The organism is Rhodoferax sp. U11-2br, from assembly GCF_018619435.1.
Classification (GTDB): domain Bacteria; phylum Pseudomonadota; class Gammaproteobacteria; order Burkholderiales; family Burkholderiaceae_C; genus Rhodoferax.
The window spans coordinates 211,837-224,695 of record NZ_JAHFZF010000002.1 but is presented as its reverse complement, the minus strand read 5'-3'; the positions used below and the strand labels follow the sequence as shown (position 1 = coordinate 224,695).

At 62.0% G+C, this 12,859-nt stretch carries 11 protein-coding genes; 7 read left to right on the top strand and 4 right to left on the bottom strand.

The window, feature by feature from the left end:
- Positions 1 to 86 precede the first annotated feature (86 nt).
- The gene (locus KKO72_RS02310) at positions 87 to 1,121 is read right to left on the bottom strand and encodes a DctP family TRAP transporter solute-binding subunit (RefSeq protein ID WP_214935061.1); all 1,035 of its coding nucleotides are present in this window, start codon (positions 1,119 to 1,121) and stop codon (positions 87 to 89) included.
- Positions 1,122 to 1,143: 22 nt separating this feature from the next.
- Here KKO72_RS02310 and KKO72_RS02305 point away from each other — a divergent pair, with 22 nt between their 5' ends.
- From KKO72_RS02305 to KKO72_RS02275, 7 genes are all read left to right on the top strand, one after another.
- Positions 1,144 to 3,168, top strand: a complete 2,025-nt coding sequence (locus KKO72_RS02305; protein ID WP_214935059.1) for a nitrogen regulation protein NR(II) — start codon at positions 1,144 to 1,146, stop codon at positions 3,166 to 3,168.
- On the top strand, positions 3,165 to 3,794 hold the full coding sequence (locus KKO72_RS02300) for a response regulator transcription factor (protein WP_214935058.1): 630 nt from the start codon (positions 3,165 to 3,167) through the stop codon (positions 3,792 to 3,794). Before KKO72_RS02305 ends, KKO72_RS02300 begins: the two co-directional genes overlap by 4 nt.
- Before the next feature lie 167 nt (positions 3,795 to 3,961).
- The gene (locus KKO72_RS02295; RefSeq protein ID WP_214935056.1) at positions 3,962 to 5,071 is read left to right on the top strand and encodes a 6-phosphofructokinase; all 1,110 of its coding nucleotides are present in this window, start codon (positions 3,962 to 3,964) and stop codon (positions 5,069 to 5,071) included.
- Positions 5,072 to 5,269: 198 nt separating this feature from the next.
- Entirely contained in the window at positions 5,270 to 6,541 is a 1,272-nt protein-coding gene (locus KKO72_RS02290; RefSeq protein ID WP_214935054.1) for a hypothetical protein, read from the top strand.
- A gap of 6 nt (positions 6,542 to 6,547) precedes the next feature.
- Positions 6,548 to 6,973 carry a phosphate ABC transporter substrate-binding protein gene (locus tag KKO72_RS02285; protein ID WP_214935053.1) on the top strand — a complete coding sequence of 142 codons (426 nt, stop codon included), beginning with the start codon at positions 6,548 to 6,550 and terminating at the stop codon, positions 6,971 to 6,973.
- On the top strand, positions 6,970 to 9,384 hold the full coding sequence (locus KKO72_RS02280) for a bifunctional diguanylate cyclase/phosphodiesterase (protein ID WP_214935051.1): 2,415 nt from the start codon (positions 6,970 to 6,972) through the stop codon (positions 9,382 to 9,384). The genes KKO72_RS02285 and KKO72_RS02280 overlap by 4 nt, the downstream gene beginning before the upstream one ends.
- Positions 9,385 to 9,408: 24 nt before the next feature.
- Positions 9,409 to 9,783 carry a thioredoxin domain-containing protein gene (locus tag KKO72_RS02275; RefSeq protein WP_214935049.1) on the top strand — a complete coding sequence of 125 codons (375 nt, stop codon included), beginning with the start codon at positions 9,409 to 9,411 and terminating at the stop codon, positions 9,781 to 9,783.
- Here KKO72_RS02275 and KKO72_RS02270 read toward each other — a convergent pair.
- The 3 genes from KKO72_RS02270 to cysT all read right to left on the bottom strand — a co-directional run bounded on the left by KKO72_RS02270 (position 9,780) and on the right by cysT (position 12,802).
- On the bottom strand, positions 9,780 to 10,898 hold the full coding sequence (locus KKO72_RS02270; protein WP_214935047.1) for a sulfate/molybdate ABC transporter ATP-binding protein: 1,119 nt from the start codon (positions 10,896 to 10,898) through the stop codon (positions 9,780 to 9,782). The two genes, KKO72_RS02275 and KKO72_RS02270, sit on opposite strands and share 4 nt — an antisense overlap.
- 141 nt (positions 10,899 to 11,039) lie before the next feature.
- Entirely contained in the window at positions 11,040 to 11,924 is an 885-nt protein-coding gene (cysW, locus tag KKO72_RS02265) for a sulfate ABC transporter permease subunit CysW (RefSeq protein ID WP_214935045.1), read from the bottom strand.
- Positions 11,921 to 12,802 (bottom strand): sulfate ABC transporter permease subunit CysT, encoded by an 882-nt coding sequence (gene cysT / locus KKO72_RS02260; RefSeq protein ID WP_214935043.1) that lies wholly within the window; start codon positions 12,800 to 12,802, stop codon positions 11,921 to 11,923. Before cysT ends, cysW begins: the two co-directional genes overlap by 4 nt.
- Positions 12,803 to 12,859: the final 57 nt, after the last annotated feature.

Below are 12,859 nucleotides of genomic sequence, written 5' to 3'. Positions count from 1 at the left end.
TCGAGCAGACGTGAGCGTACTGGTTGCACTCAAGCGCCACAACTGTGGCCTTCAACAGCTAGGGAAAACCCCTAAGTTGCTGGCGCTCAGGCGCTGGGCTGCGCCAACGCGTCTTGCAGCGCCTGGAACCAGTCGGGCCCGATGCGCCGCGCCAGGGCCTGGTGCACCGGCTGCACGGCCTGTTGCAAGCGCGCGCGCTGGCTGGGGCTCAGGCTGTGGATGCGGGTGGTGTTGGACTGGCGTAGTGCCGCCAGGGCGGCGTTGTTCTGGGCGTCGGCAATCTGGCGTGCGTCATCCAGAGCCTCCTGCAGGGCCTGGTTGATCAGCTGGCGGTCACCCACTTGCAGGTGTTCCCAGAAACGCTGATTGGTAACCACCGCATAACCCAGGTAACCATGGTTGGTCAGGCTCAGGTCACTTTGCACCTGGTGCATGCCTTGTGTCCAGAAGTTGGAGGCCGGGTTTTCGGTGCCGTCCACCACGCCAGTAGCCAAGGCGCGGCGGGTTTCGCTGAAAGCCAGTGTCACCGGGCGTGCGCCCAGGGCCCGCATCTGGTCGGCAATCACCCGCGAGGCCTGCACCCGCATGCGCAGGCCCACAAAATCGGCCGGTGCCAGCAGGGGCCGGTTGGCACTCATCTGTTTGAAGCCGTTGTCAAAAAACCCCAGCCCCACCAGGCCCTGGCGTTTTAAGCCATTGAACAGGCGCTGGCCCAGCGCACCCAGGGTGACGCGTCGCACGTCCGATAGGTCCTCAAAGAGAAACGGCAAGTCAAACAGCTCAAACTCAGGCAGGCCAATGCGTCCGAACTTGGACAGCGAGGGCGCCACCATGTCCACCGCCCCGAGTTGCAGCGCCTGCATCTCGTCATGGTCACCGTAGAGTTGGCCATCCGGAAAAACCTGCACCGTGATGCGTCCGCCCGAGCGCGCCTCCACCAGCGCCTTGAAGCGGCTGGCGGCCCGACCCTTGGGCGTGTCTTCGGTCACCACATGGGAGAAACGCAGGGTGATGGGCGCACGTGTGTTACTCAGGCCCGCCACCGGTGCCAGCAGGCCGGTGGCCAGCGCCCCCAGCCAGTGGCGGCGCCTGGCAAGAAGGGGGTAAGAAAAGCTGGGCATGATGGCTATTATGCGCAGGCACATGCCACGTTCTGCCCCCCCCGTCGCTGACCATGCCCTGGACTTTGCCCTGCTACAGCAGTCGGTATCGCGCCAGCCTGGGCGCAACCGAAGGGCGGTGTGGTGGCTGCTCGGGCTGCTGGCGCTGCTGCTGGGTTCGGTGGTCACGCTGCTGCTGTATCTGAACAATTTTGAGGCCGAAGAGTCGGCCCGGCGCCGTGCAGCGGACGCGCAGTGGCTGGAGCAAAGTGTGCAGTTCCACTTTCGCCGCCTGGAAGATGACCTGCTTGCGCTGGCGCGCCAAGCGGCCAGCCCGACCGCCAGCGTAACGCCAGCACCGGTGCCCAAAGGGGGTTTGTTGTCGCTGGAGCCGGGGGTGTTGCTGGACCGCGGCTGGATCGCTGTCGGTCAGTCTGTGGCAGCCACGGGCGGGCCCGCGCGCTGGTTCACCGACGCTGTGGCCCACCCGGCCAACGCCCAGGCCCAGCAGACCATGCAGGCCACCACCGAAGGTTTGCGCCGCGCCGCTTTTGCCGGCGTGATGCTGCGCGCCGACGGCTCTCCGACCGATGTGGTGTGGCTGGCGGTACCGTTTTTTGACCGCGGCCAGTTTGTCGGCAACTACCTGGCGGCGGTGTCGCTGGAGCGCGCACTGGCCGCGCTGGTGCCGACCTGGTTTTCGCAAGACCACCAGGTGCGTCTGATCGTGGATGACACCTCAGCCAGCCGCTCCGGCTACCGTGTGGCGCTGAACCTGCCGGGCACCGACCTGTTTGTCCAGGTCGATCGCACCCAGGCCGAGCCAACCACCGTGCCTCGCATCTTCTTCCTGGTGGCACTGCTGTTTCTGCTGGGCATGCTGGTGGCCCTGTTTGCGCTGCGGCGTGACTTTGTCAAACGCCGCCAGGTGCAGGCCCTGCTGCAGGCCCAGGTGGCGCTGCGTACCGCGATGGAAAACTCGGTCACCACGGGTCTGCGCGCCTGGGACCTGCAGGGCCACATCTTGTATGTCAATGAGGCTTTCACACGCCTGGTTGGCTTCAGCGCCAGCGAGTTGCTGGGTTTGAAGATGCCATTCCCGTACTGGCCACCCGATCAGCATGATTTTCTGGTCCAGGTACACGAGGGCATCATCGCGCGCGGCACCTCGGGCAACGGGGTTGAGGTGCAGTTTGCCCACCGCGATGGTCACCTGATCGATGTGTTGATCCACGAATCACCGCTGACAACCGCCGACGGTGAGCAGATCGGCTGGATGAGCTCGGTGCTGGACATCAGCGAGCGCAAGCGTGCCCAGCGCATGGCCGCCCAGCAGCAGGAAAAATTGGAGGCCTCGGGCCGCCTGATTGCGGTGGGCGAGGTGGCCTCGACGCTGGCGCATGAGCTCAACCAGCCGCTGGGTGCCCTCAGCAGTTTTGCCAATGGCCTGCTCAACCGCCTGGCCGACGGCAACATCACCCTGACCGAACTGCTACCGGTGGTGCAGCGCATGGCGCGGCTGGCGGACCGGGCGGGTGGCATCATCCGGCGTGTCAATGACTTTGCCCGGCGTCGTGAACTGGTGCGCCAACGGCTTGATTTGGTGGCGTGTCTGACCCGTGTGCTGGCGGCGCGCAGCGATGGCGACGGCATGCCCGCGCAGTGGCTGGCTCCAGCGCAGCCGATGTGGGTGGAGGCCGATGAGCTGCTGCTGGAGCATCTGGTCAACAACCTGGTGGGCAACGCGCAGGACTGGGCACCACACGGCAGCAGCCCGGCCCAGGTGTGGATCGATTTGCGCCAGGACAGTGTGCTCGGTCTGGTCGCCCTGTCGGTGTCCGACACCGGGCCGGGGGTCAGCGACGAAGCGCTGTCGAGCATCTTCAACGCCTTTGTCAGCCACAAACAAGGTGGCATGGGCATGGGGCTGGCGATCTGCCGCTCCATCGTCGAGGCCCACCACGGCCGCCTGGAGGTCGGGCGCGACCCGGTGCTGGGCGGCGCCCGTTTTACCGTCTACCTGCCGCTGGCCCAAGGGCTGGCGCAGTTGCGTGAAGGAACAGCATGAAACGACCTGGATTGCACATTGTTGATGACGACCCGGACGTCCGCGACGGACTGGCCTGGCTGTTTGACTCGCGTGGTTATGCACCCACCACCTGGGACGGTGGGGCGCCTTTTCTCGACGCGTTGCGTCAACGCACCGGCGACTGGGCGGCCTCGGTGGTCTTGATGGACCTGCGCATGGCACCCTTGTCGGGCCTGGCCACCTTTGAGCAGCTCAAGCTGCTGCGCTGTCCCTGGCCGGTGCTGTTTCTGACTGGCCACGGCGATGTCAGCATGGCGGTGGCGGCGGTGAAGAACGGTGCCTGGGACTTTCTGGAAAAGCCGTTCCAGGACAACGAACTGGTCGACCGGGTGGCACAGGCGCTGGTGGCCGCCAGCGCGGTGCAGGACGATGATGCTGAGGCCAAACGCCTGCGCCAGGCGCTGGCGGTCTTGAGCCCACGCGAACGTGAGGTGCTTGACGAGCTGATCCGCGGCCACTACAACAAGACCATTGCCGAGCACCTGGGCATCACGGCGCGCACGGTGGAATTTCACCGCGCCAACATTTTCGAGAAGATGGGTGTGAGTTCAGCGATTGAGTTGGCGCACAAGCTGGGCCGCCTGCAGCCTATGGGTTCTCAGTGAATAAAGTGACAAAATGGCCTCTATCCCTTATTAATAAAGGGTGAGTAGCTATCTTTATTGATATCAAGTTGTTTTACGAATGTAACTGGCGGGGTACAAATGGCCGAGGGCTTGCGGCACAATTCAGGCACTGGACCAAAGATCAAATTTAACTGAGGACCCTTCGCATGACTAAACCTATCAAACGTATTGCCGTCTGCACAGGCGGCGGTGACGCCCCCGGCCTGAACGCCGTGATTCAATCGGTGGTGATCGCCGCCGACAACATGGGCTGGCAGTGTTATGGCATTCGCGACGGGTTCAACGGCATCATGTTCCCCGAGCGTTACCCCGAAGGCGGCGTCTACCGCCTGACCCGTGACAAGGTGCGGGGTATCGGCCACCTGGGTGGCACGATTCTGGGCACCACCAACAAGGGCAACCCGCTGCATTTTCCAGTGAACATGCCCGACGGCACGGTGCGTGAGATCGACCGCTCCGATGAGTTGCTGACTTACTTCGCCACCCACGAGATCGACGCGCTGGTGTCCATCGGAGGGGACGGCTCCCTGACCATTGCCGATGCGCTGCACCGCAAGGGGCTGCGTGTGGTGGGTGTGCCCAAAACCATTGACAACGACCTGGATAAAACATACACCACCTTCGGTTTTGACACCGCCGTGGGTTTTGCCACGGAATGTATCGACCGCCTGCACAGCACCGCTGAGAGCCACCAGCGTGTGATGGTGGTCGAGGTGATGGGCCGTTACGCCGGCTGGATTGCCCTGCACGCCGGTATTGCGGGCAACGCCCACGCGATTCTGATTCCAGAGATCCCGTTTGACCTGGACCAGGTCACAGCCAAGCTGCTGGAACGCGAGGCCGATGGCCACCTGTATTCCATCGTGGTGGTGGCCGAAGGTGCACTGGCCAAGGACGGCAAACGTGAACTGCTGGCGCCGGCCGAGGCCGGTCGCGCCGAGCGTCTGGGCGGCATTGGTGAGAACGTTGCCGAGGCTTTGGGTCGGAGCACCGGCAAGGACACCCGTGTGGTGGTGCTGGGTCACCTGTTGCGCGGCGGCAGCCCCACCGCGTTTGACCGGCTGGCAGCTCTGCGTTTTGGTGCCGCAGCGGTGCGGGCGCTGGATGCGGGCCAAACCGGCGTGATGGTGTCTCTCGGCGTCAACGGTGTGGACTACGTGACGCTGGAAGAAGTGGCTGGCCACATCCGCAACGTGCCGATGGACTGTGACTCCCTGCAAACCGGGCGTGACCTGGGCATTGCTTTCGGCGACTGAGGGTCTTTCGCACCACGGGTGCCCGAGGCACCCGGCCCGCTTGGGGTTTTCTGGTGCAGATGCGTGTTGGGTAGACCAGATTAGGGGTGTGCAACTGGGTCAATTCTTGGCCCGATTGCTGTTCAATTTCGGTACACTCTTTTTGCCATCACTGCCCTTGTTGTAGAGGGGTGTCGGCATCGGGGTTGGTCTATCAGCATGCACATCGCTCATCCTTATCGCGCAAACAAGCCTTGGCCACTTTGGCAACGGCTTGGCGTCAGCGCATCGGTCTTTCTGAGTCTGAGTTGTCCGGGCGGGGTCTGGGCGCAGGATGGGCTGGCTGCGCCTGATTGGCCCAGCATCAGCCTGCATGGTTTTGGCACCCTGGGTGCCACCCGCGCAGACACCGACAGCGCCCAGTTTGTGCGTGATCTGTCGCAACCCAATGGCGCGGGCACACGCTGGACCAGCAAGGTCGACAGCCTTCTGGGCCTGCAGGCCAATGTCCAGTTCAGCCCCAGTACCGAAGCTGTGGTGCAAGCGGTGACCCGCTACCATGCCGATTCAAGTTACCGGCCAGAACTCACCTGGGCGTTTTTGCGACACGATTTTTCCTCCGACCTTTCCTTGCGCGCCGGTCGCCTGGGCACCGAGTTCTACATGCTAGGCGACTCCCGGTTGGTGGGTTACTCCAACATCAGCGTGCGACCTGCGCCCGATTTTTACGGTTCGCTGGTGTTCTCCTACATCGATGGTGTGGACCTGAGTGCCACCCTGCCGGTGGCGTCGGGCTTGCTCACGGGCAAAGTTTTCTGGGGGCAGTCCCCGGAGAAAACGCCCTATGCACCCGGCATCCTGTGGGACCTGCATGGCTCCACCTTGATGGGTGGAAACCTGGATTACAGCGTTGGCCCCTGGCAGGTTCGCTTGAGCCATGTCCAGGTGCGCTTCAACCATGAAATGCCGGTCGACGCCTTGTTGCGGTCCATTGGCGATCCCCTGCGGGGTGTCTCCTATCTGTCCTTGGTGCCGCAAATGGCCATGGCAGATAGCCAGACAAATTTCAACTCGCTTGGGCTGGTGTATGACCAGGGGCCACTGAACGTCCAGCTGATGTTGAATCAGATCAAGCATGACGGTGCAGCCTATGCCGACACCAAAGCCGCTTATGCACTGGCTGCCTACCGCTTGGGTGCGGTAACACCTTACCTGGGCGTGTCACGAAGTTTTTCCGATCTGGAAGAACTTCCCTCCAGCGTGGTGCCAGGCGTCAATTCGCTGACCTCCTTGCTGGTAGCGCAGAGCGTTACCAACCAGCACACCTACACCTTGGGAGGCCGCTGGGATGTGCAAAAAAATCTGGCACTCAAGGCACAGGTGGACTGGGTGCATGGCCAGCCAATCTCCAAATTCCCGTTCAAAAGCGTCCAGTCTGACTGGGATGGCCGCATGACCATCTTCAGCCTGACGCTGGATTTTGTGTTCTGACCCGCCATGAAGATCTGGCGACTGACCTTATTCGTAGCGCTGTTGGGTCTGGGCGCGGTTGGCTGCGCGGAACCAGTAGTGGTGGTGAATACCGCCAGCACCATCACCCGGCTTGGCCAGGACGATGTTGTCAATATTTTCTTGGGGCGTTATCGCAGACTGCCCTCAGGTGGCACAGCCGTGCCCATTGATCAGCCTGAAAACACGGCCTTGCGTACCGAGTTTTACCGCAAGCTGGTCAACAAAGAACCCAATGAGATCAGCGCCTACTGGGCACGCCTGCTGTTTTCAGGCAAAACCTCACCACCGCTGCAGGCAGCCAATGCCAATGAGGTGATGCTTTTGTTGGCGGACCAGCCGGGCGGCATTGCCTACATTGATCGCAGCCAGGTCGACCGGCGTTTTCGTATCGTGATGGAATTCCCTCGATGAGGCAGCCCCCACGCGCACTGACGGCGGCTTGGCGTCTGCGCGGATTGTTGGTGCGCTCGACCTTGGCGGTGATCGCCACGTCCTTGCTGGCCGGCCTGATTGCCGTGGCCTACACCGCCCATGCCACCAGCCAACGTGCCCATCTGGCGTCACAGACACGTCTGGCCGAGCTGCTTGACACCATGGAGAGCACCCTGGCGGTGGCGTGTTTTGTCAAGGACCAGACGCTGGCCTACGAGCTGGCACAGGGGTTGTTGAACAACTCCGATGTGCTGGCGGTCAGCATCTCGACTGAAGAAGAGTTGCTGGCGGACAAACGCCGTGGACCATCCACCGGCAGCACCAGCGGCCCCTCACTCAAACGCCTGATCTACTCCCCCTTTGACAAGCAAAAACTGGTTGGCCGGATTGTGCTGACCCCCGATCCCAAGGTGATCAACGCCCGCATCAGTGAAGAGGTTTGGCTCGCGGCAATTCAGCTCAGCTGGCAACTGGGCATGGTGACCTTTGCGGTGGTGCTGATGATGCTGTTGTTCATCGTACGCCCGATCCAGGCCATGTCGGACCGCCTGCACCGGATGGACCCCACGGCCGGTGAGCGCCTCGCCATACCGGCCAGGCATGGCAGCACCGAAATCGGCCAGCTGGTGGTGGACATCAACGCCCTGTCGGATCGCCTGACCGGCGCCCTGGCGACCGAACGCGAGCTGCGTTTGCAGGGGGAAATCGACGAAAAGAAATTCCACACCATTTTTGACAACGCGGAGTCGGGCCTGTTCCTCATGGATGACCACGGTGACTTGTCGTCCTGGAATCCGGCTTTTGCGAGACTGTTTGGCATCAGCCAGCAGTCTTCACATGGGATGTTGCCCGCACTCAACATCAAACAGCTGCCCTGGCACAGCCCGGACCAGATGGACGGGCTGCTGCAAAGCGCGTTACGCCAGAACAATGCGGTGACCCAGGACCTGCAGGTGCAGATGCCTGGCAGTGGGCGCAGCTGGATCAATATGGTGCTGCGCTGCGTGGGTGACAAGCTGCTGCAAGGTGTGATGCACGACGTCAGCCACCTCAAGGAGTCGGAAGCCTCTGCCCGGCAACTGGCCATCACCGACCTGCTCACCGGACTGGCCAACCGTCAGGGTTTGCAAGACCGTCTGCACGCCTATGTGCAGGACTATGCTGCGTCTAAAAAAGGCGGCTTTGCGCTCTTGCTGGTGAACCTGGATGAGTTCCGGCGCATCAACGAAGGCATGGGGCTACCCGCTGGGGATGCAATCCTGCAGGCCACCACCCGCCGACTGTCGGCATGTGTCAACAGTGACGACACCCTGGCCCGTCTGAGTGCAGACAATTTCGGCATCATCTTGAACCACATCACCCAGGGTGAAGCCGTTGACCGCATTGTCAGCCGCATCGTGCAGGCGATCCGCCAGCCCTATTTTGTGGATGGTTCTCCGATCAGCCTGCATGCCAGCATTGGCGTGGCCTTGTTCCCGAGTGACGGCTTTGATGTGCCATCGCTGCTGCGCCAGGCGGAGCTGGCCATGGACAGCGCCAAATCGGCGGGCGGCGACAGCCATGTGTTCTTCAACCCGCTGCTGACCGAAGCCGCAGAACAACGCCGGCACATGGAAAGTGACCTGCGCAGTGCCATCCGCAACCATGAATTTGTGCTGTTTTACCAGCCGGTGATTGATCTGGTCACACAGCGACTGTGTGGTGCCGAGGCTCTGATCCGTTGGCGGCACCCGACCCGTGGGCTGGTCATGCCCGACAGTTTCATCCCGCTGGCCGAAAAAACCGGCTTGGTGGTCGAGATGGGCCTGCTGATGCTGGAGGTGGCCTGCCAGCAACTGGCCACCTGGCAAAACCAGGGCTTGGACTACAGCTTGTCGCTCAATGTTTCCGGCAGGCAGATCCCGGACGGGCTGCCGCCAGCCAAGCTGCAGGAGATGGCGAGGCGTTATGGCATTTCACCTTCGAAACTGGCGCTGGAGATCACCGAAGGCGTGATGCTGCACGACATCGAGAAGTCGCTGGGCTGGCTCAATGCGGTGCATGAACTGGGGTTCAAGGTCTACCTGGATGACTTTGGCACCGGTTACTCCTCACTGTCTTACCTCAAACTGTTTCCGGTGGACACCTTGAAGGTCGACAAGTCCTTTGTGCGTGACATGCAAGACGGCAGCAACGAACACACCCTGGTGGGCGCCATCATCGCCATGGGCCGCAGCCTGGGCCTGGACATCGTCGCCGAAGGGGTGGAGTTACAAAGCCATTTGACGGCGCTGCAACGCATGGGCTGCCACTATGCACAGGGTTACTATTTTTCACGGCCCGTGCCAGCTGAAGAGTTTGACGCGGTCGCCACCCGGGTCACGGCGCTATTGGCGGCACCCCAGCCCTGATGTGATCTGGACCATTCTGAACTGATGTCAACAACTTCCCCTTCCCCCGATGCGCTGCTGGTGGTGTGCCTGTGTGCCGCCTGGTGCAACGTCTGTGAACAATACCGCAGCACCTTCACCCAGGTGCAGGCCAGTGTGCAGGCGGATCACCCGCACACCCAGTTTCTCTGGCTCGACATCGAAGACGAGTCCGAGGTGCTGGACCCGCTGGATGTCGAGAACTTCCCCACCCTGCTGCTGAGCCGGGGTGCTGCGCCCCACTTTTTTGGCACGATCACGCCACAAGCTCACACCCTGGAGCGTCTGGTACGCGCGGCATTGGCAGACCCCGCTGCTAGCCCGCTGGCCGACCCGGCCGTGGCGGCCCTGGTGGCGCGTGTGGCGGCCTGGCGCCGTTAAATACCCTCACCCTCGGCCACAAACACCCGTGCCCGGCGCGGTGTCAACAGCACCGTGTCACCTTCCTGAAAACCCTGGTCGCGGTAGAGCTGGGCCGGGATATGGGCTTCGATGATGTCGCCACTGCCGGCAGCGGTGGCATCAGCCGGCACCAGCTCCAGTCGGGCTGTGGGGCCAACCACCATGGCGCGTGTCAACTTGGCCACAATACCGCGTGATGGCTGAGCCGCGTCCGGGCTGCTCACATAGGGCAACACCTCCAGATCATGCGGGCGGACATAGGCAAATGCCTTGCTGTCCTGCACCGCACTGTGCTCGGGGGTGACCAGGCGCAGACCCTGCTGGTCTTCACCAATCAGCATCTCACCCTCGTGGGCGCGGCCATGGAACAGGTTCACATCGCCCAAAAATCCGTAGACAAACGGGCTTGCCGGGTGGTCCCAGACCTCTTGCGGCGAGCCAATCTGCTCGACCTGGCCGCTGTTCATCAAAACCACCCGGTCCGCCACTTCCAGCGCCTCTTCCTGGTCGTGGGTGACAAAAATGCTGGTCACATGCAGGTCGTCATGCAGGCGGCGCAACCAGCGGCGCAATTCTTTGCGCACCTTGGCATCGAGCGCACCAAAGGGCTCGTCGAGCAGCAGCACCTGCGGCTCCACGGCCAGCGCACGCGCCAGGGCAATCCGCTGGCGTTGCCCACCCGACAGCTGGGACGGGTAACGGTCGGCCAGCCAGTCAAGCTGCACCAGGCCCAGCAGTTCGTGCACCTTGTCCTTGATCACAGCCTCTGAGGGGCGAACCGCCTTGGGCTTCATGCGCAGGCCAAAAGCCACGTTGTCGAACACACTCATGTGGCGAAATAACGCGTAATGCTGGAACACAAAACCAACGTTGCGCTCGCGCACATGTTTGTCTGTGGTGTCGTTGCCGTTGAACAGGATATGGCCCCGGTCGGCCGTTTCCAGCCCAGCAATGATGCGCAACAGCGTGGTCTTGCCGCAACCGGATGGCCCTAGCAGCGCGACCAGTTCGCCGGAGTTGATCTCAAGGGACACATCACGCAGGGCGTGAAAGTTACCAAAGTCTTTGCTGACGTTGCGGATTTCAATGCTCATGGTGATTCTCTAAAAAAGCAATGTGAGTGTGAGCTATGGGGCGATCAGGAACACCGTGGAACCGGCTCTGCCGGGCCTCAGGTGTTGCCCCTGCAAGGGGGTGGCGTAGCGACACGAAGTGCGCGAAGCCTGGGGTGTGCGTCATGTGCTGGGACGCTCAGGCGGCAAATCGGCGGCGGCTCTCTGGTCACGCTCAAACTGCCACTCGACCACCGACTTGATCAATAAAGTGAGCAATGCAAGCAAGGCCAACAGGGACGCGACGGCAAAAGCAGCCACAGACTGGTACTCGTTGTACAAAATCTCCACATGCAAGGGCAGCGTGTTGGTCTGGCCACGGATGTGGCCCGAGACCACCGACACCGCACCAAACTCACCCATGGCGCGTGCGTTACACAGGATCACACCGTAGACCAAGCCCCACTTGATGTTGGGCAGCGTCACATGCCAAAAGGTTTGCCAACCGGTGGCGCCCAGCACAATGGCTGCCTGTTCCTCGTCTGTGCCCTGCGCCTGCATCAGCGGAATCAGCTCACGCGCAATGAACGGGAAGGTGACAAACACCGTGGCCAGGATGATGCCGGGCACAGCAAACACGATCTTGATGTTGTGCTCGGCCAGCCAGGGGCCAATCCAACCCTGTGCGCCAAACATCAGCACATAGATCAGCCCTGCCACCACCGGTGACACAGAAAACGGCAGGTCGATCAAGGTGGTCAAAAACGCCTTGCCCTTGAACTCGTACTTGGCCACCGCCCAGGCAGCCGCCACACCAAACACCAGGTTCAGTGGCACCGCCACGGCGGCGGTGAGCAGGGTCAGGCGGATGGCGCTCCAGGCATCGGGTTCGCGCAACGCTTCCAGCGCGGCGGGCAGGCCTTTGCGCAAGGCTTCGGTGAACACCGCCGCCAGCGGCAGCAGCAGGAACAAAAAGACAAAACTCAGGGCCAGCGTGATCAGTGACCAGCGCACCCAGGTGGGCTCGGTGGTGCCGGCATCCGCACGGCGCAAAGTGCGCGTGCTCATGTCTTGCCTCCGGCGCGGCGGCGCTGCCAACTCTGCAGGCCGTTGATGACCAGCAACAGCACAAAGGAGATACCCAGCATCACCGTGGCCACCGCAGTGGCACCGGCGTAGTCGTATTGCTCGAGTTTGCCGATGATGATCAGCGGGGTGATCTCGGACACCATGGGCATGTTGCCGGCGATAAAAATCACCGAGCCGTATTCACCCACCGCACGCGCAAAGGCCATGGCAAAACCGGTCAACAACGCGGGGGCAATGCCCGGAAAAATCACATAACGAAAGGTCTGCAAACGTGAGGCACCGAGGCAAGTGGCGGCTTCTTCCAGCTCTTTCTCAGCATCTTCCAGCACCGGCTGCACCGTGCGCACCACAAACGGCAGGCTGATAAAAATCAGCGCAATGACCACCCCGTTGGGGTTGAACGCCAGCTGGATGCCCAGTGGCTCCAGGTACTGCCCGACCCAGCCATTACCCGCCAGCAGGGCGGTCAGCGAGATGCCCGCCACGGCCGTGGGCAGTGCAAAAGGCAGATCCACCAGCGCATCGATGATCTTTTTGCCCCAAAAGTCGTAACGCACCAGCACCCAGGCCAGCAGCAGTCCGGCAAAGACGTTGAACAGCGCTGCCAGAAACGAGGCACCAAAGGTCAGCCGGTACGAAGCCAGCACACGCGGGCTGGCCACTGCGGTCCAGAACTCGGCCCAAGTCAGGGTGAAAGTCTTGAACAACAAGGCTGACAGCGGGATCAGCACAATCAGGCTCAGGTAAAACAGCGTGTAGCCCAGCGTCAGGTTGAAGCCCGGCAGCACGCGTCTGGCCGAGCGCTTGCCCGGTCCGGCCAGCGCTTGGGGCGAGATGGGTATGGTTGCGGTGGTCATGGAGTGTCCAGTGCATGCTGATCCTGCCCGCCGCCATGTAAGCCAGGCTTGCCCGGC

What these genes read in the sequence shown, in the direction of transcription:
- KKO72_RS02300 (WP_214935058.1), top strand. Translation starts at nt 3,165, where the DNA reads ATGAAACGACCTGGATTGCACATTGTTGATGACGACCCGGACGTCCGC.
- KKO72_RS02285 (WP_214935053.1), top strand. Translation starts at nt 6,548, where the DNA reads ATGAAGATCTGGCGACTGACCTTATTCGTAGCGCTGTTGGGTCTGGGC.
- KKO72_RS02270 (WP_214935047.1), bottom strand. Translation starts at nt 10,898, where the DNA reads ATGAGCATTGAAATCCGCAACGTCAGCAAAGACTTTGGTAACTTTCAC.
- cysT (WP_214935043.1), bottom strand. Translation starts at nt 12,802, where the DNA reads ATGACCACCGCAACCATACCCATCTCGCCCCAAGCGCTGGCCGGACCG.
- cysW (WP_214935045.1), bottom strand. Translation starts at nt 11,924, where the DNA reads ATGAGCACGCGCACTTTGCGCCGTGCGGATGCCGGCACCACCGAGCCC.
- KKO72_RS02310 (WP_214935061.1), bottom strand. Translation starts at nt 1,121, where the DNA reads ATGCCCAGCTTTTCTTACCCCCTTCTTGCCAGGCGCCGCCACTGGCTG.
- KKO72_RS02290 (WP_214935054.1), top strand. Translation starts at nt 5,270, where the DNA reads ATGCACATCGCTCATCCTTATCGCGCAAACAAGCCTTGGCCACTTTGG.
- KKO72_RS02295 (WP_214935056.1), top strand. Translation starts at nt 3,962, where the DNA reads ATGACTAAACCTATCAAACGTATTGCCGTCTGCACAGGCGGCGGTGAC.
- KKO72_RS02305 (WP_214935059.1), top strand. Translation starts at nt 1,144, where the DNA reads ATGCCACGTTCTGCCCCCCCCGTCGCTGACCATGCCCTGGACTTTGCC.
- KKO72_RS02280 (WP_214935051.1), top strand. Translation starts at nt 6,970, where the DNA reads ATGAGGCAGCCCCCACGCGCACTGACGGCGGCTTGGCGTCTGCGCGGA.
- KKO72_RS02275 (WP_214935049.1), top strand. Translation starts at nt 9,409, where the DNA reads ATGTCAACAACTTCCCCTTCCCCCGATGCGCTGCTGGTGGTGTGCCTG.